Origin of the sequence: Streptomyces sp. SDT5-1 (assembly GCF_052245995.1) — a bacterium.
Taxonomy (GTDB): Bacteria; Actinomycetota; Actinomycetes; order Streptomycetales; family Streptomycetaceae; genus Streptomyces.
In genome coordinates this window covers 3,110,263-3,133,534 of record NZ_CM125963.1, presented here as the reverse complement: position 1 = coordinate 3,133,534, position 23,272 = coordinate 3,110,263, and the positions used below count along the sequence as shown (strand labels likewise).

Here is a 23,272-nt window from a genome sequence, read left to right as displayed (position 1 = left end):
CCCCGGACACCGGACGGAAGGCGACGGAGAGTGACCAGTTCCGGTCGGCTCCGAACCGATGCGGGTCATCGGGCGGTGGCGGTCGGACCGGTGGGCCATAGTGGGCCGTTCACCCAGGCGGGGCGGGGCAGTGAGGAACGGGAGGCCCCTGCGTATGGGCACGCCGGAAGCGGTTCGAAGGGGGCCGTGGGCTCCAGGGAGCGGAACGTGGCGCAGTGGTCGGCCGCGCGTCCGGTGGCGGGACCACGCGCTGTGCGGCGCCCTGCTCGGCCTGTGCGCCGCGCTCGCGGTCGGCGCCGAGGCCTGGCACCCCGCGGTCGCGGTCCTGCTCATCGGACCGCTCCTCGCCTGCGCCCGGCTCGGCGCGCGGGCCACGCTCGCCACGGCCGCCTGGGCGGTGCTGCTCGCCGTGACGGTCGACGTCGTCCGGCACGCCGAGGCGGGGCCGCGGCTCGCGATCGAGTACGCGGTGCTGCTGGTCGGCGGCCTCGTCACGGTCCGCATCGCCCACGCCACCGCGGCCCGCTCGGTGCGGCTGCGGCAGCTCGGCGAGGTCGCGCAGGCCACGCAGGCGGCGCTGCTGCGGCCCGTCGACGCGCGGTTCGGCGACATCCATGTGCACACCCGGCACCACTGCGCGGTCGAGTCCGCCACGGTCGGCGGCGACGTCTACGCCGTGGCCAACACGTCGTACGGGCTGCGGGTGTTCATCGGGGACGTACGGGGGCACGGGCTCGACGCGGTGTGCGTGAACGCGGCGGTCGCCGACGGCTTCCGCGATCTCGCCTACGTCACCGCGGACCTCACCGAGCTCGCCGTACGCCTCGACGCCCGCATCGCGCCCGCGCTCGGCCCCGAGGACTTCGTCACGGCCGTGTTCGCCGAGTTCGCGCCCGGCGAGGTCAGGCTCGTCAACTGCGGTCATCCGCCGCCGCTCCGGGTGGGCAGCCGCACCAAGTTCCTCACCCCGGTGGCCGGTTCGCTGCCGCTCGGCCTCGGGTGCGCGCCCACCCGGTCCCGGTACTGGCTCCAGTCGGGGGACCGGCTGCTGCTCTACACCGACGGCCTCGACGAGGCGCGGGACGCGCGGGGCCGGGAGTTCCCGCTCCTCGATCGCGCCCGTACGGCGCTGTCCCGGACGCTGCCGTGGGAGGCGCTCGACCGGCTGTACGCGGAGGTGACCGCGCACACCGGGGGCCCGTTGCGCGACGACGTGGCGCTCGTCCTGTGCGAAGCGGGGGTGCCGGAGCCCACTCCGGAGCGCACGGATCCCGCGCCGCCCGCTCGCGTCAACTCCCGTCCAGCGGGCGGGAGTTGATGACGGGTCCCAGGTCCTTCGCCAGGGCCGTGGCGAGCGCGCGGAAGATCCGCACCTCCGGATTGTCCTCCCCGGCCCGCGCCGCGAGGTAGCTGCTCTCCCACGGGGCGTCGAGCACCGGCACGAACACCGCGCCCGGCCACGCGTAGTACCGGGCGAAGGACCGCAGGCCCGAACCGGCGGCGCGGCCCGTCACCACACCCGTCAGCACCTCCTGCGGGGTGAGCGCGCACTCGGAGCTGCGGCGGCGCGCGGCGTCGTCGAAGTACAGATAGTCGACGAACGGGTGCGGGGTGCGTCGGGGCACCCGGAAGAACGGCAGGTCGGCGATGTCGGCGACGCCCACGCCGGTCGCGCGGGCGTCCGCGAGCGGCGAGCGCTCCGGCACCACGACGATCCGCTGCTCCGTGGTGAGCACGTCGGCGACGACCCGCTCGTCGTCCGGACCCGGCCGCACGAAGGCGACGTCGACGCGGTCCTCGACGAGCGCGCTCACGTGCTCGGTGAAGTCCAGCTGCCGGATCTCCACCCGCACGTCGGGGCGGGCCCGCCGGTACGCGTTGATGGCGGCGGGGGTCAGCTCCGCCGAGCCGTGCCCCATGATCCCCACCCGCAGCGGCCGGCCGTCCTCCGGCTCCTGGGCCGTGACCTCGGCGACGTCGTCGAGCGCGGCGTTCGCGGAGGCGAGCAGGGCCCGCGCGTGCCCGGCGAGGCGCAGCCCCGCGGCCGTCGGCACGACGGGGGTCGACGTGCGGTCGAGCAGGCGGGCGCCGACCTGGGTCTCCAGGCGGCGCACGTGCTGGGTCACGGCGGGCGGCGACAGGAACAGCCGGCCCGCGGCCCTGCCGAAGTGCCCCTCTTCGACGACCGCCAGGAACGACGACAGAAGCCGCAGGTCAAGCGCCATACGTCCAGCGTAGGCGGGGAGGGCGGCGGGCGGCGCGGGCCGTTCACGAAACATGAACGGGCGGTGCGGGCGGGGCGGCGGGGCCCGTACGACTGGTGCCATGACCCGACCCGTGACCTCGCCGCCGACCGTGCCCGCCCCCGCCGCCCAGGACCCCGTGCGCGGGGGCAGGGCCGCCTGGATCATGCTGGCGTCCGGCTGGAGCGCCAACCAGTTCTCGGCGCTGCTCGGCGCGTACCGCGACCACCTCGGGCTGACCGAGTCGACCGTCACCGGGCTCTTCGCGGTGTACGTCGTGGGGCTCATCCCCGCGTTGCTCGTGGCGGGACCGATGGCGGACCGGCGGGGGCGGCGCGTCGTGGCGCTCACCGCGCTCGCGCTGAACGTGCTGTCGACGGTGCTGCTGATGGCGGGGGCGTGGAATCCGTGGCTGCTGCTGCCGGGGCGGTTCCTCACCGGGATCAGCGCGGGGGCGCTGCTCGCCGCCGGCAGCGCGTGGATCAAGGAGCTGTCCGGTTCGCCGCGCACGTCGGGACTGTTCGTGTCGGCGGGGTTCGCCACGGGTGGGCTCGGGGCGGCGCTCATCGCCGAGTGGGCGCCGTGGCCGATGGTCACGGCGTACGTGCCGCATGTCGTGCTCGGTGTGGTGGCGGGAGCGCTGGCCGTGCGGGAGCCGGAGACGTTCCGGGGGCGGCGGCGTGCGACTTCGTCCGGAGCGGCGCATCCCTCGCGGGCGTTTCGGCGGGAGGTGCTGTACGTGGCGCCGTGGGTGTTCGCGGCGCCGACGATCGGGTTCGTCACGCTGCCCGGGAGCGTGCACGCGGGGCTGATCCTCACGGGGGTGGCGACGGCCGTGGTGCCGGGGGTCGGGTTGCTCACCGCGCGGCGGGTGTGCGGGTCGGCGCGGCCGGGGCTGGTCGCCGCGGCGGTGGGGGTGGTGCTGGCCGCGGGGGCGGCGGGGACGGGGAGCGTGCTCGTGGCCTTGCCGGCCGCGGCCGTACTGGGCGGGGGTTACGGTCTGCTGCTCACGTACGGGCTGACGCGGACGGTCCGGTTGGCTCCGCCGGAGCGGTTGGCCGGGTGGACGTCGAGGTTCTGGACGGCGGCGTACGTGGGGATGTTCATGCCGTACGTGGTGTCGCTGACGTCACGGTGGGTTTCGGTCCCGGTGATCCTCCTGGCGGTCGCCGCGACGGCCCTGCTCACGACGACCCTCCCCACGCCTCGGAGCCCCGCCCCGGCCCCCGCCGCGCAGCCCGACTGACCGACTCCGCCGCCCCCTCCGGGGTCGTCGGTCCGACGGGGTTCGGCCCCCGGCCCGGCGCGTCGTCTGGTTGCGCCGTCGTTGCCTACGCCTCGGGGCTCCGCCCCGGCCCCCGCTGCTCAATCGCCGCAGGGGCTCCAAAATCCGATCCCCGCCCGGCGCGTCCGGCCTTTTCCCCGTGCCGCCGCCCTTCTCCCACCCACCCGCCCCCTCCGGGGGCGTCGGTCCGACGGGGTTCGGCCCCCGGCCCGGCTCGATGTCCGGTTGCGCGGCGCGGGTGCCTGCGTCTCGGGGCTCTGCCCCGGTCCCCGCTGCTCAATCGCCGCAGGGGCTCCAATGGCGTGGCTCATCCGTGCCGCTTGGCCTGCCTGACGAAAGTCGTCCACGCCTCCGCACCGATGACGATCACGTCCCCGTCGGCGACCTTGGAGTCACGGACCGGCACGACACCGGGGACTCCGTCGGCGACCTCGAGGCAGTTGCCGCCGTTGCCGTCGCTGTACGTCGACTTGCGCCAGCGGGCAGCTCCCGCGAAGTCGTAGGCGACCTCGACGCAGCTGCCGCCGTTGCCGTCGCTGTAACTGCTCTTGCGCCAGCGTGCGGTGCTCAGGTCGTACTCGCGCATCGTCTGTGGTCCTCCGCCGCCGATTCGACCAGGGCCAGGGACGCCTCCGGCGACAGCGCGGCGGCCCTGAGCTGATCGTATGCCGCCTGGGCTTGGCGCACCACGGCTGGATCGTCCAGCAGATTCCCCGAATACACCGCTTCTGTATAGGCCGTTGGCGGGGCGTCCTCGAACTCCATCAACCGAAGGTCGCCCGTCATGACGGCGTAGGCCCCGACCGCATACGGCAGCACCTGCACCACCACGGTCCGGCGCCTGGCCAGCGCGGCGACGTGATCCAACTGCTGGGCCATCACCGCTTGTCCGCCCACCGGGATACGCAGCACGTTCTCGTGCAGGATCACCCAGTACTCGGGCCGGGCGGCGTCCTTGAGGATCGCGGCCCGATCCACGCGGCCGGACACCTTCTCCTCGATGAACTCGTCCGAGGCGAACGGGTTCATGGCGAGGGTGACGGCCCGTGCGTACGCGGGTGTCTGCAGCAGCCCCGGTACCAGCGCGGGCGCGAATTCGCTGATCTCAGTCGCCAGCGACTCCAGCTCGGCCGCCGCCGCGAAATACCCCGCGTAGCGGTGGTCGTCGATGAGAGACCGCCACATCCGCTCGAAAATGCCGTCGGTTTGTAGCGTCTCGTCAATCCTCTGGGCTACGTCCAACTGTGGCTTGCGAATTGCCTGTTCGAACTGGCCGATGTAGCCGCCGGAAACGAATACGCGTATCCCCAACTCCACTTGGGTGAGACCCGCGTCCTCGCGGCGCCGCTTCAGCTCGACTCCGAAGAACTCCCACGCCGCCTGCCGCGAACCCTTGGCCATGGCCAACCCCCTGGTGAAGCCGCGCAGTTGTAGTGCGCAGACCTCTCCCCACTCTAGGGTCCGCCCGCCACCGTGGAGGCGCGAAGCGTGAAATCCAATGAGGCAGGGGAACCAGGTGACGGGACAATCGAAGCACGCCGCGCTGTGCGTGGAGGAAGCCGAGGAAATGGTGGAGACATTGCGGGCCGCGCTCGCCGGAGCGGGAATTGTGCTGCCCTCGCTCGGCCTCGATCCGGGGTCAATCGCACGAAGTGCCCCGTGTCCCTTGGTGGAATTGGGGCGTTGTCCGGTTGACGCGGCGGCCCGGCTCGCCGCCGTACTCCTCGCAGGGTCGGACGACAGGAGCGCTACACCATGAAACCGCCGATCGGTTCGTACGCGGTCGACACGAGCACGGGTCAGGTGGGACGAGTGATGGGGCACGAGGGGCCGTACGTACAGTTGCGGCCCTTCGGGGGCGGCCGCGAGTGGGACTGTCCGCCGGAGGTGCTGCGTGTGGCCACGACCACGGAGCGGGTGCGGGCCGCGACGGCGTACGAGAACCGCAGGAGCCGCGGCGAGGTCCCCTAGGGCGGGCGCCGGTGTGGCGGAGGTCATGGGCGGCGGGGGTGACCGCGCCCCCGCCCCCGTTCGCGTAAGGGACAATGGGCCTCATGAGTCTGTTCCGCGACGACGGCATCGTGCTGCGCACCCAGAAGCTGGGTGAGGCGGACCGCATCATCACGTTTCTCACGCGCAATCACGGGCGCGTGCGGGCCGTCGCCCGGGGGGTGCGGCGGACGAAGTCGAAGTTCGGGGCGAGGCTCGAGCCGTTCTCCCACGTCGACGTGCAGTTCTTCGCGCGTGGCAGCGAGCTGATCGGGCGCGGCCTTCCGCTGTGCACGCAGAGCGAGACCATCGCCGCGTACGGCGGCGGCATCGTCACGGACTACGCCCGGTACACCTCGGGGACCGCGATGCTGGAGACGGCGGAACGGTTCACCGATCATGAGGGCGAGCCCGCGGTGCAGCAGTACCTGCTGCTCGTCGGCGGCCTGCGCACCCTCGCCCGCGGCGAGCACGCCGCCGGCCTCGTGCTCGACGCGTTCCTGCTGCGCTCCCTCGCCGTCAACGGCTACGCGCCCAGCTTCGGCGACTGCGCGAAGTGCGGTATGCCCGGTCCCAACCGTTTCTTCTCCGTGGGCGCGGGCGGCTCGGTTTGCGTCGACTGCCGGGTACCGGGCAGCGTCGTACCCTCACCGCAGGCCCTGGTCCTGCTCGGAGCGCTGCTCACCGGAGACTGGGAGACGGCGGACGCGTGCGAGCCACGGTTCGTGCGGGAGGGCAGTGGGCTGGTGTCGGCGTATCTGCACTGGCACCTGGAGCGCGGACTGCGCTCCCTGCGTTACGTAGAGAAAAGCTAGCGAGAGCTAGAACTGAGCTAGGGGAGAGGCCCGGAATGGCACGTCGCGGAATCCTCGGACGGAACCGCCGTGAGTACAAGACGCCCGAACCGCACCCGTCGGGCGCGCGGCCGCCGAAGATTCCCGGCGAGCTGGTCCCCGGGCACGTCGCCATCGTGATGGACGGCAACGGCCGCTGGGCCAAGGACCGCGGGCTGCCGCGGACGGAGGGCCACAAGGTCGGCGCCGAGCGCGTCCTCGACGTGCTGCAGGGCGCCATCGAGATGGGTGTCGGCGCCATCTCCCTGTACGCCTTCTCCACCGAGAACTGGAAGCGGTCGCCCGACGAGGTGCGCTTCCTCATGAACTTCAACCGGGACTTCATCCGCAAGACCCGCGACCAGCTCGACGAGCTGGGCGTGCGGGTGCGGTGGGTCGGCCGGATGCCCAAGCTGTGGAAGTCGGTCGCCAAGGAGCTGGAGATCTCCCAGGAGCAGACCAAGGACAACGACAAGCTGACGCTGTACTTCTGCATGAACTACGGCGGGCGCGCCGAGATCGCCGACGCGGCGCAGGCCCTCGCCGAGGACGTGAAGGCGGGGCGGCTCGACCCGTCGAAGGTCAGCGAGAAGACGTTCGCGAAGTACCTGTACTACGCGGACATGCCGGACGTGGACCTGTTCCTGCGGCCCAGCGGCGAGCAGCGCACGTCCAACTACCTGCTGTGGCAGAGCGCCTACGCCGAGATGGTCTTCCAGGACGTCCTGTGGCCCGACTTCGACCGGCGCGACCTGTGGCGCGCGTGCGTCGAGTACGCGTCCCGTGACCGCCGCTTCGGCGGCGCGACCCCGAACGAGGTGCTGCTGCAGATGGAGTCGGGCAAGTAACGAGGCCGCGGTGCGGCGGACCGACTAGTTCGCCGCACACTCCGCGCACGTGCCGAAGATCTCCACGGTGTGCGCCACGTTGACGTACCCGTGCTCGGAGGCGATCGCCTCGGCCCACTTCTCCACCGCGGGGCCCTCGACCTCGACCGCCTTGCCGCAGACGCGGCACACGAGATGGTGGTGGTGCTCGCCCGTGGAGCAGCGGCGGTAGACCGCCTCGCCCTCGGAGGTGCGCAGCACGTCGACCTCGCCGGCGTCGGCGAGGGACTGGAGGGTGCGGTAGACCGTGGTCAGCCCGACGGAGTCGCCCTTGTGCTTGAGGACATCGTGCAGCTCCTGGGCGCTGCGGAACTCGTCCACCTCGTCGAGCGCCGCCGCCACGGCCGCGCGCTGGCGGGTCGACCTGCCTCGAACCGGGGCTGCCACGGGTTCCTCCTCCACATCCACGTACGTGCCGCCGCCATTGTGCCAGGCGGCGGCGTGCGCGGGTCAGACCTTGGCCGGGGCCTGCTCGGGGAGCGGGCACTCGGCCGGATTCCCGGCGGGCGCCGGGACGGCTCGCGCGCGGCGCCGGGCCAGCGGCTTGGCGAGCAGCGCGAGAACGATGAACGCCGCGATCGTCAGGAGCACGATCGTCGCTCCCGGCGGCACGTCCTGGTAGTACGACGTGACGGTGCCGCCGAGCGTCACCGCGACACCGAGCGCCACCGCGATCACGAACGTCGCCTTGAAGCTGCGGGTCAGCTGCTGGGCCGCCGCCACCGGAACCACCATCAGGGCCGATACGAGCAGCAGGCCCACCACGCGCATCGCGACGGTCACCGTGACCGCCGCCGTCACCGCGATCAGCAGGTTCAGGGCGCGCACCGGAAGGCCCGTGACCCGCGCGAACTCCTCGTCCTGGCTGACCGCGAAGAGCTGCCTGCGCAGGCCGACCGTCACCAGCACCACGAACGCCGCGAGCAGACAGATGGCGACGACGTCCTCCTGCGACACCGTCGACAGCGAGCCGAAGAGGTACGAGTTCAGGTTGGCGTTGGAACCGCCGGGCGCCAGGTTGATGAACATGACGCCGCCCGCCATGCCTCCGTAGAAGAGCATCGCGAGCGCGATGTCGCCGCGCGTCTTCCCGTACCAGCGGATCAGCTCCATGATCACGGCGCCGAGGACCGAGACGAGCGTCGCCATCCACACCGGGGACGTCGACAGCAGGAAGCCGAGGCCGACACCGGTCATCGCCACGTGGCCGATGCCGTCGCCCATCAGGGCCTGGCGGCGCTGCACGAGGTAGATGCCGACGGCGGGGGCGGTGATGCCGACCAGGACAGCGGCGAGCAGCGCCCGCTGCATGAAGTCGTAGGAGAGGAGTTCCATGTCAGTCAGCTCAGCAGTCCTGTGCGGATCGGCTCGGCGGCCGCGTCGGTGTGCGGGTGTACGTGGTCGTGGCCGGGCAGCGCGTGCTGTCCTACGGCCTTCGGCGGCGGGCCGTCGTGCAGCACACAGCCGTCGCGGAGCACGACCGCGCGGTCGATGAGGGGTTCCAGCGGGCCGAGCTCGTGCAGGACGAGGAGGACGGAGGCGCCGGCCGCGACCTGCGTGCGCAGCGTCGCGGCGAGGATCTCCTGGCTGGCCAGGTCGACGCCCGCCATCGGCTCGTCCATGATCAGCAGCTCGGGCTCGGCGGCCAGGGCGCGCGCGATGAGCACGCGCTGGTGCTGGCCGCCGGAGAGCGCGTCCACGGAGTCCTTGGCGCGGTCCGCCATCCCGACGAGTTCGAGGGCGCGGGTGACGGCGTCCCGGTCGGCCTTGCGCAGGATGCCGAACCTGGCGCGCGACAGGCGCCCGGACGAGACGACCTCCGACACCGTCGCGGGCACGCCGCCCGCGGCCGTCGTGCGCTGCGGCACGTAGCCGACGCGGGCCCAGTCCTTGAAGCGGCGCCGCGGCGTGCCGAACAGCTCGATCTCGCCGCCGGTCGGCTGCACCTGCCCGATGATGCCGCGGATCGCGGTGGACTTGCCCGAGCCGTTCGCGCCGAGCAGGGCGACGACCTCGCCGCGCCGCACGGTCAGGTCGATGCCGCGCAGCACGGGGCGACCGCCGAGTTCGGCCGTCAGCCCGCGCAGCGAGATGACGGCTTCGGTGTCGCCCATGTCGCCCTCCTTCGTGGTCACTTGGTGCCCAGCGCCTTCTCCAGGGCGGCCAGGTTCGACTCCATGACCTGGATGTAGTCCTTGCCCTTGGACTTGCCGGGGGTGATGCCCTCGATCGGGTCGAGCACATCGGTCTTGAGGTGCGCGTCGCCCGCGAGGGTCTTCGCCGTCTTGTCGCTGACCAGCGTCTCGTAGAAGACGGTGCCGACGCCGTCGGCCTTCGCGGTCTTCTGGAGCTCCTTGACGCGGGCGGCGCTGGGCTCGCTCTCCGGGTCGAGGCCGCTGATGGCCTCCTCGGTGAGTCCGTAGCGCTCGGCGAGGTAGCCGAAGGCGGCGTGCGTCGTGATGAACGTCGTCGTCTTCGTGTCCTTGAGGCGCTTCTCGAACTTGGCGTCGAGCTCGCCCAGCTTGCCGGTCAGGGCCTCGGTGTTCTTCTTGTACGTGGCCGCGTGGTCCGGGTCGGCCTTCTCCAGGGCCTTGCCGACGCCCTCGGCGACCTCGGCGTACTTCACCGGGTCGAGCCAGATGTGCGGGTCGGCGGCGTCCTCGTCGTGGGTCTCCTCGCCGTGCCCGTGGTCGTGGCCGTCGACCTCGTTGCCGTGCTTCTCGAGGGAGGTCAGGGTGCCGGCGTCGATCTTCGTCTTGATGCCGGACTGGTCGATGGCCTCGTCGACGGAGGGCTGGAGGCCCTTCAGGTAGAGGGCCACGTCGGACTCCTCGAGCTGACCGCGCTGCTGGGCGCTGACCTCGAGGTCGTGCGGCTCCTGGCCGGGCTCGGTGAGGTTCGTGACGTCGACGTGGTCGCCGCCGATCTGCTCGGCGAGGTACTGCATCGGGTAGAACGACGCGACGACGCTCAGCTTGCCGTCGCTCCCCTTGTCGTCGGCGGAGGAGCTGCCGCACGCGGTGAGGGCGCCGATACCGAGGGCGGTGACGGCGGCGACGGGTATGAGCTTGCGGGATCGTCGTACGTTCATGACAGTCATTTTCAACAAAACTGGAAACGGTTGTCAACAAGCCCTTCGTCCCGCTCTGTACCGAGAACCGATTTGGTGAGCGGGGTGGCCCCGCCGGTAACCTGAAGCATTCGCTCCCGGAGCGCGTATCCAGCGCGCTCACCGTCGTCGTAATGAAGAGAGCACCGTGGCCGCCGACAAGATCGACACCATCGTCAGCCTCAGCAAGCGCCGTGGCTTCGTCTACCCCTGCAGCGAGATCTACGGCGGTCAGCGGGCCGCCTGGGACTACGGACCGCTGGGTGTGGAGCTGAAGGAGAACCTCAAGCGCCAGTGGTGGCGCTACATGGTCACCTCGCGCGAGGACGTCGTCGGTATTGATTCCTCGGTGATCCTGGCGACCGAGGTCTGGCAGGCCTCCGGTCACGTCGCCACGTTCACCGACCCGCTCACCGAGTGCACCTCCTGCCACAAGCGGTTCCGCGCGGACCACCTGGAGGAGGCGTACGAGGCGAAGAAGGGCCGCCTGCCCGAGAACGGCCTCGCCGACCTGAACTGCCCGAACTGCGGCACCAAGGGCGCCTTCACCGAGCCCAAGCAGTTCTCCGGCCTGCTCTCCACGCACCTCGGCCCGACGCAGGACAGCGGCTCCGTCGCCTACCTGCGCCCCGAGACCGCGCAGGGCATCTTCACCAACTTCAGCCAGGTGCAGACGACTTCGCGCCGCAAGCCGCCGTTCGGCATCGCGCAGACCGGCAAGTCGTTCCGCAACGAGATCACGCCCGGCAACTTCATCTTCCGCACCCGCGAGTTCGAGCAGATGGAGATGGAGTTCTTCGTCAAGCCCGGCGAGGACGAGCAGTGGCACGAGTACTGGATGGAGCAGCGCTGGAACTGGTACACCGGCCTCGGCATGCGCGAGGAGAACATGCGGTGGTACGAGCACCCGAAGGAGAAGCTCTCCCACTACTCCAAGCGCACCGCTGACATCGAGTACCGCTTCAGCTTCGGCGGCAGCGAGTGGGGCGAGCTCGAGGGCGTCGCCAACCGCACCGACTACGACCTGTCCGCGCACTCCAAGGCCTCCGGCCAGGACCTCTCCTACTTCGACCAGGAGAAGGGCGAGCGCTACACGCCGTACGTCATCGAGCCCGCGGCCGGTCTCGGCCGCGCGATGCTCGCCTTCATGCTGGACGCGTACGTCGAGGACGAGGCGCCCAACGCCAAGGGCAAGATGGAGAAGCGCACGGTCATGCGCTTCGACCACCGCCTCGCCCCGGTGAAGGTCGCGGTCCTGCCGCTGTCCCGGAACCCGGAGCTCTCGCCGAAGGCGAAGGGTCTCGCGCAGGCGCTGCGGCAGAACTGGAACATCGACTTCGACGACGCGGGCGCCATCGGCCGCCGCTACCGTCGTCAGGACGAGATCGGTACGCCGTTCTGCGTCACCGTCGACTTCGACACGCTCGACGACAACGCGGTGACCGTGCGCGAGCGCGACTCGATGAAGCAGGAGCGGGTGTCGCTCGACCAGATCGAGGGCTACCTGGCGGCGCGGCTCGTCGGCTGCTGATCGCCTCCGGCGTCTATCGGGGTCCGTTCACCGCTGCGGCGGTGGGCGGGCCCCGATGTCGTTGAGGCCGCGGGGCTCTGCCCCGGACCCCGCTGCTCAATCGCCGCAGGGGCTTGATCTTGCCGGACCGGGGCTCAGGTCCCCAGTCCGCGCAGGAGCAGAGCCACGAGCGCGTCGAACGCCTTCTGCGTGCCCTCGCGGGACCACTCGGGGGCGTACACAGGGTCGTGGAAGTGGGCCGTCGCCTCGAAGACGGCGCGGGCCGTCGACGGGACGTCCGATGCGGTGAACTCGCCCGCCGCGACGCCCTGTTGGAGGATCGACGTCAGCTGGGTCGTGAGCTCCGTGATGTGCGCGTCGACCACGCCGCCCTGCTCGTCCGTGAGGACGGAGTACGTGGCGAACAGCTCCGGGTCGTCGCCCGCCTTGTGGCGCTTGGCGTCGAAGAGGGTCGACAGCCAGTGCCGCAGCTTGTCGGCCGCCGGCTCGTCGGCCGCGACGACCTCCGCGAGCCGCGCCGTCGTGCGGTCCAGCCAGCGTTTGGTGACCGCGCCGCGCAGCTCCGCCTTCGTACGGAAGTGCCGGTACACCGAGCCGTGGCTGACCCCGAGCGCGCGGGCCACGTCGACGACGGTCGCCTTGGCGGGGCCGTGCCGGCGCAGCACCTCCTCGGTCGCGGCGAGGATGCGCTCGGGGGTCAGGGTCTCGGCGGGCATGGCACGAATCTAACCGGCGCCGATCAGCGCTCGCTGTCGAGGTGTGCCATCTGCGCCTCCGGGTACCGCTCGCCGGCCGCGGCGTCCGCGGGCACGGCCTCCTCGATCGCGGCGAGGTCCGCGGCGTCCAGGGTCACGTCGAGCGCGCCGAGCGCCTCCGTGAGCCGGTCGCGGCGGCGCGCGCCGACCAGCGGCACGATGTCCTCGCCCCGGCCGAGCACCCAGGCGATCGCGATCTGCGCGACGCTCGCGCCCTTCTGCTCGGCGATCTTGCGGAGCCGGTCGACGAGATCCAGGTTGTGCTGGAGGTTCTCGCCCTGGAAGCGCGGGCTGAAGGCCCGGAAGTCGCCCGCGCCCAGCTTGCGGTCCCGGTCGAAGTGGCCGGAGATCAGCCCGCGCGAGAGCACGCCGTACGCGGTGACGCCGATGCCCAGCTCGCGGGCGGCGGGCAGGATCGACTCCTCGATGCCGCGCGAGATCAGCGAGTACTCGATCTGGAGATCGGAGATCGGCGCCGTGGCCGCCGCCCGGCGGATCGTGTCCGCGCCGACCTCCGACAGGCCGATGTGCCGTACGTAGCCCTGCTCGACGAGTTCGGAGATCGCGCCGACCGTCTCCTCGATCGGCACCTCCGGGTCGAGCCGCGCGGGCCGGTAGACGTCGATGTGGTCGACGCCGAGGCGCTGGAGCGAGTACGCGGCGAAGTTCTTCACGGCCTCGGGACGGGCGTCGTAGCCGAACCATGCGCCGTCCGGGCCGCGCAGGGCGCCGAACTTCACGCTGACCAGCGCGTTCTCCCGGGCTGCCGCGGGTGCGGTGCGGAGCGCCTCGCCGATCAGCAGTTCGTTGTGCCCCATCGCGTAGAAGTCGCCGGTGTCGAGGAGGGTGACCCCGGCGTCCAGCGCGGCGTGCACGGTGGCGACGGACTCGGCGCGGTCGGCCTCTCCGTACAGCGCCGACATGCCCATGCAGCCGAGGCCGAGGGCGGCCGTGCGGGGGCCTGTGGTGCCGAGGGTGCGGGTGGGGAGGGCCATGGTGACTCCTCTGGCTGGGGTGGAGTGGGTACCTCCCCACCTTGGCATGACGGATGACAGATTTCAATATTTGTCATTCGTCATGCGATGCGGCGGGGCAGACGCAGGCTCAGGAGGACCGTCAGGGCCACCGCGGCGAGCTGCGCCAGGAGCGTCGTGACCAGGGCGTCCCGCATGCCCGAGCCCGGCGCGACGGAGAGGAAGAGCGAGCCGAGCGTCGCCACGCCCAGCGCGAGGGCCGCCTGCTGCGTCGTCGTCATGACGCCGCCGCCCACGCCCGCCCGCGCCGCCGGCACCTCGGAGAGGATGATCCGGAAGAGGATCGGCAGCTGGAGCGCCTGGCCCGCGCCCGCGAGCGCGGCGCCCGGCAGCAGTTCCAGAATCCCCAGGTCCGGCCAGGTCCGCCACGCGGCGAACGCGATCAGCGCCACCCCGGCGGCCTGCAACAGGCCGCCCGCCGTGACGACCCGCGCACCCCACCGGGCCACCAGGCGCGGCCCCGCGAGCGAGGTCACGAAGAACACCGCCGCCATCGGGGCGAGCGCAAGACCGGCCTCCGTCGCGCCCAGGCCCTCGCCCTGCTGGAGCGCCACCGCGATCACGAACATGAACCCGCTGAAGCCGATGGAGAACGGCACGATCATCACGAGCCCGCGCCGCAGCGACACGAGGCGGAACAGCGAAGGCGGCACGAGAGGTGTGCGGCCGGCCCGGTCGGCGGCGCGCTCCACCGCGTAGAAGGCGTACGCGAGGAACGGGAACGCCGCGAGGCACAGCCACGTCCACAGCGGCCAGCCCGCCGCCCTGCCCTCCGTCAGCGGGGCGAGCAGCGCCACCAGGGCGAGCGCGAGCAGCACCGTGCCCGGCACGTCGACCGGCTCGGGGCGGTCCGAGCGGGTCTCCGGCACCGTACGGGCGGCGAGCACCAGGGCGAGCGCCACCACCGGCACGTTCACCAGGAACACCGAGCGCCAGCCCGTGCCGAACAGGTCGGCGGAGACCAGTACGCCGCCGAGGACCTGGCCCGCCACCATCGACAGTCCGGCCGTCGCGCCGTACCGGCTCATCGCGCGGGCCCGGTGCGGGCCGCTGGTCGTGGCCTGGATCGTGGCGAGGACCTGCGGCAGCATCAGCGCCGACGCGGCGCCCTGCGCGATCCGGGCGGCGACCAGCGTCCAGGCCGTCGGGGCGAGCCCGCAGGCCAGCGACGTCAGGCCGAAGGCGGCGGTGCCGACGAGGAACAGGCGGCGGCGCCCGACGAGGTCGCCGAGCCGGCCGCCGAGCACGAGCAGCACCGCGTACGTGATGCCGTAGCCCGCCACGACGAGTTCGAGGACCGGCTCGCTCGCGTGCAGATCGCGGCCGATGGTGGGCAGGGCGACGTTGACGATGAAGAAGTCGATCAGAGGGAGTGCCGCGCCGAGCAGCACGGTGAGCAGACCGAGTCCACCGAGCACGGGTGCGGCCCGGTCGACGGTCTGCGGAGGTCGGGCCTGGGTGTGGGTCGTCATGCCCTTGAGCCTCGGCCGGACCGCAGACGGGTACCAGAGTGTTCTTATCCTGGTACAAGCGCCACCTGGAAACAGGCTCCGGGCGGGTCCACCCTGGGGGAATGGCCACGATGACACACGAGGCACCGGTCGCGGCGGACGCCGGATCCGGCGAGATCCGGCGGCACGAGCTGGGCGCCTTCCTGCGCTCACGGCGCGAGCGGATCGCACCGGAGGAGGTCGGCCTGCCGCGCGGCAGGCGCCGCCGCACCCCGGGCCTGCGCCGCGAGGAGGTCGCGCACCTCTCGGCGGTCGGCGTCACCTGGTACACGTGGCTCGAGCAGGCCCGCGACATCCACGTCTCCGCGCAGGTCCTCGACGCGCTGGCCCGCACCCTGCGGCTCGACGCGAGCGAGCGCGCCCACCTCTTCGGCCTCGCCGGCGCCATCGACCCGACACCGGCGGCGAGCTGCGCCACGCTCACGCCCGAGGTGCTCGGCCTGCTGGCGGAGCTCGAGCCGATCCCGGCCTGCGTGCAGAACAGCCGCTACGACATCCTCGCGTACAACCGCACGTACGGGATGCTGCTCTGCGACCTCGACGAGATCCCGCCCGAGGACCGCAACTGCATGCTCCTGGCGTTCACCCACGACGAGTGGCGGTCCTCGATCGTCGGCCTCGACGACGTGCTGCGGACCATGGCCGCCAAGTTCCGCTCCGGGATGGCCGAGCATCTCGCCGAACCCGCCTGGAAGCTGGTGCTCAAGCGGCTCACCGACGAGTCCGCCGAGTTCCGCGAGCTGTGGGGGCGGCACGAGGTGACGCGGTCCGTGCCCAGCAAGGTGAAGCACTTCCACAACCGGCACGTGGGCCCGCTCTCCGTCGCCCACACCGACCTGTGGCTCGGCCGGGACTGCGGCGCCCGCGTCGTCACGTACACGCCGGTCGACGACGTGACCCGCGAACGCCTCGAAAAGCTCCAGGAGTTGGCTGCCGTCCGCTGAGCACCGGCCGGCCGCTACGAACGGGTCGCGGCCTTGGTGACCTCGGCGTCCTCCGCGCTCTCCAGCCGCTCCGCCGTCCTGCGCGCCGTCTCGCGCGCCCAGTGGCCGCTGGTCAGCGCGCCGAGCACGAGGACCGCGAGCCCGCAGCCCGCGATGATCCACCAGCAGGAGCGGCTCGCGCCGACGAAGGCGTCCGCGTACGAGGAGCCGGCGACGCCCGACGCGAGGACCGCGCCGATCACGGCGACGCCGAGGGTCTGGCCGATCTGCCGGCTGGTCGAGGCGACGGCCGCCGCGACGCCCGCCTGGGCGCGCGGCATCCCGGAGACCGCGGTGTTGGTGATCGGGGCGTTCACGAAGCCGAAGCCGATGCCGAACAGGATGTAGCCGATCACCAGCGTGACGTTCGAGGTCTCGGCGTCGAACACGGCGAACAGCACCCCGCTCGCCGTCATCATCACGCCCGCGACCAGCAGCGGCAGCCGCGGACCCCGGCTGCCGACGAGGCGGCCCGACAGCGGCGCGCACACCAGCGTCATCGCCGCCATCGGCAGCATCCACAGGCCCGCGTGCAGGGCGTCGAGGCCGCGCACGTCCTGGAGGTACAGCGTCGAGAGGAACAGGAAGCCGCCGAGCGACGCGAAGCCGCAGATCGCGATCACGGTCGCGCCGCTGAACGGGGCCGAGCGGAAGAACCGCAGGTCGATGAGGGGTTCCTCGCGGCGGGGCTCGTAGAGCAGGAGCCCGACCAGGGAGGCGACGGCGACCGCCGCGAAGAGCACGATGCGCGGCGACGTCCAGCCCGCGGCGGGCGCCTCGATGATCGCGTACGTCAGCGAGCCGAGCAGCGCGATGACCAGGAGCTGGCCGACGGGGTCGGGGCGGCGGGCCTTCGGGGCGCGGGACTCGGGGACGTAGCGGAGGGTGAGCAGGAGCGCGGCGAGACCGACCGGCAGATTGATCCAGAAGATCGAGCGCCAGCCGACGGAGTCCACGAGGAGGCCGCCGACCAGCGGGCCCGCCGCCATGGAGATGCCGACGACGCCGCCCCACACGCCGATGGCACGGGCCCGCTCGCGCGGGTCCGTGAAGGTGTTGGTGATGATCGACATGGCGACGGGGTTGAGCATCGAGCCGCCCACCGCCTGGAGCATCCGGAACGCGACCAGGGCCTCCAGGCTCGGCGCGAGCGAGCAGGCCACGGACGCGACCGTGAACACGGTCAGGCCGATCATGAACACCCGGCGCCGCCCGACCCGGTCCGCCGTGGAACCGGCGAGCATCAGCAGCGCGGCGAGCACCAGCGTGTAGGCGTCGACCGTCCACTGCATGCCCGAGAGCGTGGCGTCGAAGTCCTTCGCCATGGAGGGGAGGGCGACGTTCAGGACGGTGTTGTCGAGGCTGACGATCAGCAGGCTCATACAGCAGATCGCCAGGACGAGCAGGCGCCTGCGGTGGGTCAGGGTTTGTCGTGCATCGGGCATGTGTCCGACGGTAGCCGGATCCGCTGTGAGGAGGCATGCGGGATACGGGCGCGGCAGGGCCCGTGACGGCGGCGCTCCGGCGCCGTTCCGCGGTGTTTCGCGAGTGAGGGACAATGGAGCCTTGCCCACGACCCCCTCGTCCGTTCCGGAGAGCCCTGAGATGTCCGCTCTGACCATCGGCCCCCACCAGGTGCAGCCGCCCGTGGTCCTCGCCCCCATGGCGGGGATCACGAACGCTCCCTTCCGCACGCTGTGCCGGGAGTTCTCCGGCGGCAAGGGCCTGTTCGTGAGCGAGATGATCACGACGCGGGCGCTGGTCGAGCGCAACGAGAAGACCATGCAGCTGATCCACTTCGACGAGACCGAGAAGCCTCGCTCGATCCAGCTGTACGGGGTGGACCCCGCGACCGTGGGCAAGGCCGTCCGCATGATCGCGGAGGAGGACCTCGCCGACCACATCGACCTGAACTTCGGCTGCCCGGTCCCCAAGGTGACCCGCAAGGGCGGCGGCTCCGCGCTCCCGTACAAGCGGAACCTGCTGCGCGCGATCCTCAAGGAGGCCGTCTCCGGGGCGGGCGATCTCCCGGTCACGATGAAGATGCGCAAGGGCATCGACGACGACCACATCACGTACCTCGACGCGGGCCGGATCGCGGTCGAGGAGGGCGTCACGGCGATCGCGCTGCACGGCCGCACCGCCGCCGAGCACTACGGCGGCACCGCCGACTGGGACGCCATCGCGCGCCTCAAGGAGCACGTGCCGGAGATCCCGGTGCTCGGCAACGGCGACATCTGGTCGGCGGACGACGCGCTGCGCATGGTCCGCGAGACCGGGGTCGACGGTGTGGTCGTGGGCCGTGGCTGCCTCGGGCGGCCGTGGCTGTTCGCGGACCTGGTGGCGGCGTTCGAGGGCCGCGAGGAGCGGGCCAGGCCCACGCTGCGGGTGGTGGCCGACGCGATGGTGCGGCACGCGACGCTCCTGGGGGAGTGGATCGGCGACGAGTCGCGCGGCGTGATCGACTTCCGCAAGCACGTGGCCTGGTACCTGAAGGGCTTCGCGGTCGGCTCCGAGATGCGCAAGCGCCTCGCGATCACGTCGTCCCTGGAGGAACTGCGCTCGGGGCTCGACGAGTTGGACCTCGACCAGGGCTGGCCCGCGGGCGCGGACGGCCCGCGCGGCCGGACGTCGGGCAACGGCCGGGTGGTCCTGCCGGACGGCTGGCTCAAGGACCCGTACGACTGCGCCGGCGTCAGCGAGGACGCCGAGCTGGACACCTCCGGCGGCTGACGGCGCCGATGACCCCGGCGATCCCTTGATCGCTGCGGATCTGGCCTGAACTCCTCACCTCACGGGCGCCCGCGCCCTCCCCTGAGCGCTCCGCGCTCATCGGAGCGGCCGCGTGCGCCCGTTTTGCCCTTCCAGGGCGTCCGCATCGTGGAACGACGGCGTCCGGGAGCCCTTTCAAATCGCGTGATTCTCGCCACCCCTGATCGGGGTTGCGCTCAGATGAGCGCGAATTTGGCGCCTGCACTTCTCCAAGCCGTGGCACTGAGTGCCATCGCTCGATCATTTATGACCTGAACTCACAAACGAGCGAGAGCCGCTCATGTGAGCACAGGTGCGGCTCTACGGGGGTAGTGCGTTCAAGTGTTGAACGCAAGGTCGAAGCCCTCCTCCGCCGTCCATCACTTTCGATCTCCTGGCGGACGGGTGGTTACGCCCGTATGACAGCTGAGTGGACGTACCCACAGGCCTTGGATCTGGGTATGTTCCTCGCCGTCAGGGCAGCCACCGAGCCTCGAGGAGTCGAGACACGTGTCGGAGAACAAGGATCCTCAGGTAGCGAAGTTCGTTTACGACTTCACCGAGGGCAACAAGGACCTCAAGGACCTGCTGGGCGGCAAGGGCGCCAACCTCGCCGAGATGACCAACCTGGGACTTCCCGTCCCGCCCGGCTTCACCGTCACCACCGAGGCCTGCAAGGTCTACCTCGACAGCGGCGAGGAGCCGGTGGCACTCCGTGACGAGGTCACCCAGCACCTCGACGCGCTCGAGAAGAAGATGGGGAAGAAGCTCGGCCAGGCCGACAACCCCCTTCTGGTGTCGGTCCGTTCGGGCGCCAAGTTCTCCATGCCCGGCATGATGGACACGGTCCTCAACATCGGTCTCTCCGACAAATCGGTGCAGGGCCTCGCCAAGCAGGCCGGCGACGAGCGCTTCGCCTGGGACTCGTACCGCCGCCTCATCCAGATGTTCGGCAAGACCGTCCTGGACGTCGACGGCGAGCTCTTCGAGGACGCCCTGGAGAAGGCCAAGGTCGCCAAGAAGGTCACGGTCGACACCGACCTGGACGCCGCCGACCTCAAGAAGCTCGTCACGCGCTTCAAGAAGATCGTCAAGACCGAGGCCGGGCGGGACTTCCCGCAGGACCCGCGCGAGCAGATGGACCTGGCCATAAAGGCCGTCTTCGAGTCGTGGAACACCGACCGCGCGAAGCTGTACCGCCGCCAGGAGCGCATCCCCGGCGACCTCGGCACCGCCGTCAACGTCTGCTCGATGGTCTTCGGCAACCTCGGCGCCGACTCCGGCACGGGCGTCGCGTTCACCCGCGACCCGGCCTCCGGCCACCAGGGCGTCTACGGCGACTACCTCCAGAACGCGCAGGGCGAGGACGTCGTCGCCGGTATCCGCAACACGGTGCCGCTCGCCGAGCTCGAGCAGATCGACAAGAAGTCGTACGACCAGCTCATGCAGATCATGGAGACCCTTGAGAACCACTACAAGGACCTCTGTGACATCGAGTTCACCATCGAGCGCGGCCAGCTCTGGATGCTCCAGACGCGCGTCGGCAAGCGCACCGCCGGTGCCGCCTTCCGCATCGCCACGCAGCTCGTCGACCAGGGCCTGATCGACGAGGCCGAGGCCCTCCAGCGGGTCACCGGCGCCCAGCTCGCGCAGCTGATGTTCCCGCGCTTCGACGACGAGGCGAAGGTCGAGCTGCTCGGCCGCGGCATCGCCGCGTCCCCCGGCGCGGCCGTCGGCAAGGCCGTCTTCGACTCGTACACCGCCATCAAGTGGTCGCGCTCCGGCGAGAAGGTCATCCTGATCCGCCGCGAGACCAACCCCGACGACCTCGACGGCATGATCGCCTGCGAGGGCATCCTGACCTCGCGCGGCGGCAAGACCTCGCACGCCGCCGTCGTCGCCCGCGGCATGGGCAAGACCTGTGTCTGCGGCGCCGAGGAGCTGGAGGTCGACACCAAGCGCCGCCGCATGACCATCGGCGACACCGTCGTCGAGGAGGGCGACACCGTCTCCATCGACGGCTCCACCGGCAAGGTGTACCTCGGCGAGGTCCCGGTCGTGCCGTCCCCGGTCGTCGAGTACTTCGAGGGCCGCATGCACGCCGGCGCCGACGACGCCGACGAGCTCGTGGGCGCCGTCCACCGGATCATGGCCTACGCGGACCGCGTACGCCGCCTGCGCGTACGGGCCAACGCCGACAACGCCGAGGACGCGCTGCGCGCCCGCCGCTTCGGCGCCCAGGGCATCGGCCTGTGCCGCACCGAGCACATGTTCCTCGGCGACCGCCGCGAGCTCGTCGAGAAGCTGATCCTCGCGGACACCGACGCCGAGCGCGAGGAGTCCCTGAAGCTGCTCCTGCCGCTCCAGAAGCAGGACTTCGTCGAGCTGTTCGAGGCGATGGACGGCCTCCCGGTCACCGTCCGCCTGCTCGACCCGCCGCTGCACGAGTTCCTGCCCGACATCACCGAGCTGTCGGTGCGCGTCGCGCTCGCCGAGTCCCGCAAGGACAAGAACGAGAACGACCTGCGCCTCCTCCAGGCCGTGCACCGGCTGCACGAGCAGAACCCGATGCTGGGTCTGCGCGGCGTCCGCCTCGGCCTCGTCATCCCCGGCCTGTTCACCATGCAGGTCCGCGCCATCGCCGAGGCCGCCGCCGAGCGGAAGAACGCCAAGGGCGACCCGCGCGCCGAGATCATGATCCCGCTCGTCGGCACCGTCCAGGAGCTGGAGATCGTCCGCGAGGAGGCCGACCAGGTCATCGCGGAGGTCGAGGAGCAGACCGGCGTCAAGCTGAAGCTGGCCATCGGCACCATGATCGAGCTGCCCCGCGCCGCCCTCACGGCCGGACAGATCGCCGAGGCCGCCCAGTTCTTCTCCTTCGGCACGAACGACCTCACGCAGACCGTCTGGGGCTTCTCCCGCGACGACGTGGAGGCGAGCTTCTTCACGGCGTACCTGGAGAAGGGCATCTTCGGGGTGTCGCCGTTCGAGACGATCGACAAGGACGGCGTCGGCTCCCTCGTGAAGTCCGCCGTCGCCGCGGGCCGCGCCACGCGACCCGACCTCAAGCTCGGCGTCTGCGGCGAGCACGGCGGCGACCCGGAGTCGGTCCACTTCTTCCACGAGGCCGGGCTCGACTACGTCTCCTGCTCCCCGTTCCGCATCCCGGTCGCGCGCCTGGAGGCGGGCCGCGCGGCCAGCACCTCGCAGGGCAGCGACCACCGCTGACCCGAGCCCCTTCGACGGGGCCCGAACTCCGGGGCCGCCGCGAGTCCCCGACCCTCACCGATTCGCGGCGGCCCCGGTCACCACCGAAGGGCGGCACCCCTGTGCGGGGGGTGCCGCCCTTTTCCGTGCGTGCGTACCCTTCGGTAACCCCCGAGACGTCATCCGAAGGAGCGCCGATCCATGAGCGGCTGGAGCCCGACCGACATCCCCGACCAGCAGGGCCGCACGGCCGTGGTCACCGGGGCCAACACCGGCATCGGCTACGTCACCGCCCGCGAGCTGGCCCGCGCCGGCGCCCACGTGATCCTGGCCTGCCGCAACGAGCGACGCGGCACCGACGCCCGGGACCGCCTCGCCGCCGAAGTCCCGGGAGCTCGCGCCGAGTTCGCCCCGCTCGACCTCGGCGACCTCGCCTCCGTACGGGCCTTCGCCGACGCCCACCAGGACCGCCCGCTCGACCTCCTGATCAACAACGCGGGCGTGATGGCCCTCCCGTACGGGCGCACGGCCGACGGCTTCGAGACTCAGTTCGGCGTCAACCACCTCGGGCACTTCGCCCTCACCGGGCTGTTGCTGCCGAACCTCCTCGCGGCGCCCGCGCCCCGCGTCGTCTCGGTCTCCAGCGGCATGCACGCGATGGCCGACATCGACATCGCCGACCTCAACAGCGAGCGGAAGTACGGGCGCTGGGTGGCCTACGGGCGGTCCAAGACGGCCAACCTGCTGTTCGTGCACGAACTGGCGCGGCGGGTACGGGCGGCGGGCGCGGGCCTCGTCGCGGCCGCGGCGCACCCCGGGTACGCGGCGACCGAACTGCAGGCGCGCGGCGCGCGGATGGAGGGCCGCAAGGGCATGGAGCGGTTCTTCGAGATCGGCAACCGGTACTTCGGGCAGTCCGCGGCCGGCGGCGCCCTGCCGACCCTGCGCGCGGCCACGGACCCGGGCGTGCGCCCCGACGACTTCTACGGCCCGCGCGTGATGATGCTGCGCGGCGCGCCCACCCGGTCGTGGCGGGCGCCGTGGACGCGCGACGACGTGGCGGGCGAGCGGCTGTGGGCGGCGTCGGAGCAGCTCACCGGCGTGGACTTCAAGGCGCTCGGCCGATAGGACGACGGACCGGCTCCCCCTCCAGC

Annotated in this window: 21 protein-coding genes; 10 read left to right on the top strand and 11 right to left on the bottom strand. The window is 71.5% G+C overall.

What is annotated here, in order from left to right:
• Window positions 1-154 precede the first annotated feature (154 nt).
• Entirely contained in the window at window positions 155-1,318 is a 1,164-nt protein-coding gene (locus ACTWJ8_RS14660) for a PP2C family protein-serine/threonine phosphatase (protein ID WP_443264050.1), read from the top strand.
• Here the strand turns inward: ACTWJ8_RS14660 and ACTWJ8_RS14655 are convergent.
• The gene (locus tag ACTWJ8_RS14655) at window positions 1,290-2,225 is read right to left on the bottom strand and encodes a LysR family transcriptional regulator (RefSeq protein ID WP_356377154.1); all 936 of its coding nucleotides are present in this window, start codon (window positions 2,223-2,225) and stop codon (window positions 1,290-1,292) included. The genes ACTWJ8_RS14660 and ACTWJ8_RS14655 overlap by 29 nt on opposite strands.
• Window positions 2,226-2,325: 100 nt before the next feature.
• Between ACTWJ8_RS14655 and ACTWJ8_RS14650 the strand changes: the two genes are divergently transcribed.
• Complete coding sequence (locus tag ACTWJ8_RS14650; RefSeq protein ID WP_443264049.1) at window positions 2,326-3,489, top strand: MFS transporter; 1,164 nt, start codon at window positions 2,326-2,328, stop codon at window positions 3,487-3,489.
• Window positions 3,490-3,835: 346 nt separating this feature from the next.
• On the opposite strand, the gene ACTWJ8_RS14645 is transcribed toward ACTWJ8_RS14650, so the two are convergent.
• Both ACTWJ8_RS14645 and ACTWJ8_RS14640 read right to left on the bottom strand, forming a co-directional pair.
• Window positions 3,836-4,114, bottom strand: coding sequence for a DUF397 domain-containing protein (locus ACTWJ8_RS14645; protein WP_356377160.1), 279 nt, complete (start codon window positions 4,112-4,114; stop codon window positions 3,836-3,838).
• Complete coding sequence (locus tag ACTWJ8_RS14640; protein ID WP_356377163.1) at window positions 4,096-4,929, bottom strand: helix-turn-helix domain-containing protein; 834 nt, start codon at window positions 4,927-4,929, stop codon at window positions 4,096-4,098. Before ACTWJ8_RS14640 ends, ACTWJ8_RS14645 begins: the two co-directional genes overlap by 19 nt.
• A gap of 354 nt (window positions 4,930-5,283) precedes the next feature.
• On the opposite strand from ACTWJ8_RS14640, the gene ACTWJ8_RS14635 reads away from it, so the two are divergent.
• The 3 genes from ACTWJ8_RS14635 (at window position 5,284) to ACTWJ8_RS14625 (ending at window position 7,198) form a co-directional block, all read left to right on the top strand.
• Window positions 5,284-5,499: a hypothetical protein gene (locus ACTWJ8_RS14635; protein ID WP_356377169.1), complete on the top strand. Its 216-nt coding sequence runs from the start codon at window positions 5,284-5,286 to the stop codon at window positions 5,497-5,499.
• A gap of 83 nt (window positions 5,500-5,582) precedes the next feature.
• A complete protein-coding gene (gene recO / locus ACTWJ8_RS14630; protein WP_356377172.1) occupies window positions 5,583-6,332 on the top strand; it encodes a DNA repair protein RecO in 750 nt (249 codons plus the stop codon).
• A gap of 35 nt (window positions 6,333-6,367) precedes the next feature.
• Window positions 6,368-7,198 (top strand): isoprenyl transferase, encoded by an 831-nt coding sequence (locus ACTWJ8_RS14625; protein WP_356377175.1) that lies wholly within the window; start codon window positions 6,368-6,370, stop codon window positions 7,196-7,198.
• 24 nt (window positions 7,199-7,222) lie between these two features.
• Here the strand turns inward: ACTWJ8_RS14625 and ACTWJ8_RS14620 are convergent, their stop codons facing one another.
• The 4 genes from ACTWJ8_RS14620 to ACTWJ8_RS14605 all read right to left on the bottom strand — a co-directional run bounded on the left by ACTWJ8_RS14620 (window position 7,223) and on the right by ACTWJ8_RS14605 (window position 10,328).
• Window positions 7,223-7,624, bottom strand: coding sequence for a Fur family transcriptional regulator (locus ACTWJ8_RS14620; RefSeq protein ID WP_356377178.1), 402 nt, complete (start codon window positions 7,622-7,624; stop codon window positions 7,223-7,225).
• Window positions 7,625-7,687: 63 nt separating this feature from the next.
• Complete coding sequence (locus ACTWJ8_RS14615) at window positions 7,688-8,572, bottom strand: metal ABC transporter permease (protein ID WP_356377181.1); 885 nt, start codon at window positions 8,570-8,572, stop codon at window positions 7,688-7,690.
• Window positions 8,573-8,577: 5 nt separating this feature from the next.
• The gene (locus tag ACTWJ8_RS14610; protein ID WP_443264048.1) at window positions 8,578-9,351 is read right to left on the bottom strand and encodes a metal ABC transporter ATP-binding protein; all 774 of its coding nucleotides are present in this window, start codon (window positions 9,349-9,351) and stop codon (window positions 8,578-8,580) included.
• Between the two features lie 17 nt (window positions 9,352-9,368).
• Window positions 9,369-10,328 carry a metal ABC transporter substrate-binding protein gene (locus ACTWJ8_RS14605; RefSeq protein ID WP_443264047.1) on the bottom strand — a complete coding sequence of 320 codons (960 nt, stop codon included), beginning with the start codon at window positions 10,326-10,328 and terminating at the stop codon, window positions 9,369-9,371.
• A gap of 166 nt (window positions 10,329-10,494) precedes the next feature.
• On the opposite strand from ACTWJ8_RS14605, the gene ACTWJ8_RS14600 reads away from it, so the two are divergent.
• Window positions 10,495-11,877 carry a glycine--tRNA ligase gene (locus tag ACTWJ8_RS14600; RefSeq protein ID WP_356377189.1) on the top strand — a complete coding sequence of 461 codons (1,383 nt, stop codon included), beginning with the start codon at window positions 10,495-10,497 and terminating at the stop codon, window positions 11,875-11,877.
• 134 nt (window positions 11,878-12,011) lie between these two features.
• Here ACTWJ8_RS14600 and ACTWJ8_RS14595 read toward each other — a convergent pair whose 3' ends face one another.
• From ACTWJ8_RS14595 to ACTWJ8_RS14585, 3 genes are all read right to left on the bottom strand, one after another.
• Complete coding sequence (locus ACTWJ8_RS14595) at window positions 12,012-12,593, bottom strand: TetR family transcriptional regulator (RefSeq protein ID WP_356377192.1); 582 nt, start codon at window positions 12,591-12,593, stop codon at window positions 12,012-12,014.
• A 23-nt stretch (window positions 12,594-12,616) separates the two neighbouring features.
• Window positions 12,617-13,627 (bottom strand): aldo/keto reductase, encoded by a 1,011-nt coding sequence (locus tag ACTWJ8_RS14590; protein ID WP_356377195.1) that lies wholly within the window; start codon window positions 13,625-13,627, stop codon window positions 12,617-12,619.
• Between the two features lie 80 nt (window positions 13,628-13,707).
• Window positions 13,708-15,138 carry an MFS transporter gene (locus ACTWJ8_RS14585; RefSeq protein ID WP_356377198.1) on the bottom strand — a complete coding sequence of 477 codons (1,431 nt, stop codon included), beginning with the start codon at window positions 15,136-15,138 and terminating at the stop codon, window positions 13,708-13,710.
• A gap of 101 nt (window positions 15,139-15,239) precedes the next feature.
• On the opposite strand from ACTWJ8_RS14585, the gene ACTWJ8_RS14580 reads away from it, so the two are divergent.
• Window positions 15,240-16,121 (top strand): helix-turn-helix transcriptional regulator, encoded by an 882-nt coding sequence (locus ACTWJ8_RS14580; protein WP_356377201.1) that lies wholly within the window; start codon window positions 15,240-15,242, stop codon window positions 16,119-16,121.
• Between the two features lie 14 nt (window positions 16,122-16,135).
• Here the strand turns inward: ACTWJ8_RS14580 and ACTWJ8_RS14575 are convergent, their stop codons facing one another.
• Window positions 16,136-17,605, bottom strand: coding sequence for an MFS transporter (locus tag ACTWJ8_RS14575; protein ID WP_443264046.1), 1,470 nt, complete (start codon window positions 17,603-17,605; stop codon window positions 16,136-16,138).
• 160 nt (window positions 17,606-17,765) lie between these two features.
• Between ACTWJ8_RS14575 and dusB the strand changes: the two genes are divergently transcribed.
• The 3 genes from dusB to ACTWJ8_RS14560 all read left to right on the top strand — a co-directional run bounded on the left by dusB (window position 17,766) and on the right by ACTWJ8_RS14560 (window position 23,246).
• On the top strand, window positions 17,766-18,893 hold the full coding sequence (dusB, locus tag ACTWJ8_RS14570; RefSeq protein ID WP_356377206.1) for a tRNA dihydrouridine synthase DusB: 1,128 nt from the start codon (window positions 17,766-17,768) through the stop codon (window positions 18,891-18,893).
• A 528-nt stretch (window positions 18,894-19,421) separates the two neighbouring features.
• On the top strand, window positions 19,422-22,139 hold the full coding sequence (ppdK, locus tag ACTWJ8_RS14565) for a pyruvate, phosphate dikinase (RefSeq protein WP_443264045.1): 2,718 nt from the start codon (window positions 19,422-19,424) through the stop codon (window positions 22,137-22,139).
• Window positions 22,140-22,319: 180 nt separating this feature from the next.
• Window positions 22,320-23,246, top strand: a complete 927-nt coding sequence (locus ACTWJ8_RS14560) for an oxidoreductase (protein ID WP_356377212.1) — start codon at window positions 22,320-22,322, stop codon at window positions 23,244-23,246.
• The last annotated feature ends 26 nt before the right edge of the window (window positions 23,247-23,272 follow it).

Bases quoted from the DNA above. Each gene is read 5' to 3' on its own strand.
- ACTWJ8_RS14660 (WP_443264050.1), top strand. From the start codon at position 155: ATGGGCACGCCGGAAGCGGTTCGAAGGGGGCCGTGGGCTCCAGGGAGC.
- ACTWJ8_RS14655 (WP_356377154.1), bottom strand. From the start codon at position 2,225: ATGGCGCTTGACCTGCGGCTTCTGTCGTCGTTCCTGGCGGTCGTCGAA.
- ACTWJ8_RS14650 (WP_443264049.1), top strand. From the start codon at position 2,326: ATGACCCGACCCGTGACCTCGCCGCCGACCGTGCCCGCCCCCGCCGCC.
- ACTWJ8_RS14645 (WP_356377160.1), bottom strand. From the start codon at position 4,114: ATGCGCGAGTACGACCTGAGCACCGCACGCTGGCGCAAGAGCAGTTAC.
- ACTWJ8_RS14640 (WP_356377163.1), bottom strand. From the start codon at position 4,929: ATGGCCAAGGGTTCGCGGCAGGCGGCGTGGGAGTTCTTCGGAGTCGAG.
- ACTWJ8_RS14635 (WP_356377169.1), top strand. From the start codon at position 5,284: ATGAAACCGCCGATCGGTTCGTACGCGGTCGACACGAGCACGGGTCAG.
- recO (WP_356377172.1), top strand. From the start codon at position 5,583: ATGAGTCTGTTCCGCGACGACGGCATCGTGCTGCGCACCCAGAAGCTG.
- ACTWJ8_RS14625 (WP_356377175.1), top strand. From the start codon at position 6,368: ATGGCACGTCGCGGAATCCTCGGACGGAACCGCCGTGAGTACAAGACG.
- ACTWJ8_RS14615 (WP_356377181.1), bottom strand. From the start codon at position 8,572: ATGGAACTCCTCTCCTACGACTTCATGCAGCGGGCGCTGCTCGCCGCT.
- ACTWJ8_RS14610 (WP_443264048.1), bottom strand. From the start codon at position 9,351: ATGGGCGACACCGAAGCCGTCATCTCGCTGCGCGGGCTGACGGCCGAA.
- ACTWJ8_RS14605 (WP_443264047.1), bottom strand. From the start codon at position 10,328: ATGAACGTACGACGATCCCGCAAGCTCATACCCGTCGCCGCCGTCACC.
- ACTWJ8_RS14595 (WP_356377192.1), bottom strand. From the start codon at position 12,593: ATGCCCGCCGAGACCCTGACCCCCGAGCGCATCCTCGCCGCGACCGAG.
- ACTWJ8_RS14590 (WP_356377195.1), bottom strand. From the start codon at position 13,627: ATGGCCCTCCCCACCCGCACCCTCGGCACCACAGGCCCCCGCACGGCC.
- ACTWJ8_RS14585 (WP_356377198.1), bottom strand. From the start codon at position 15,138: ATGACGACCCACACCCAGGCCCGACCTCCGCAGACCGTCGACCGGGCC.
- ACTWJ8_RS14580 (WP_356377201.1), top strand. From the start codon at position 15,240: ATGGCCACGATGACACACGAGGCACCGGTCGCGGCGGACGCCGGATCC.
- ACTWJ8_RS14575 (WP_443264046.1), bottom strand. From the start codon at position 17,605: ATGCCCGATGCACGACAAACCCTGACCCACCGCAGGCGCCTGCTCGTC.
- dusB (WP_356377206.1), top strand. From the start codon at position 17,766: ATGTCCGCTCTGACCATCGGCCCCCACCAGGTGCAGCCGCCCGTGGTC.
- ACTWJ8_RS14560 (WP_356377212.1), top strand. From the start codon at position 22,320: ATGAGCGGCTGGAGCCCGACCGACATCCCCGACCAGCAGGGCCGCACG.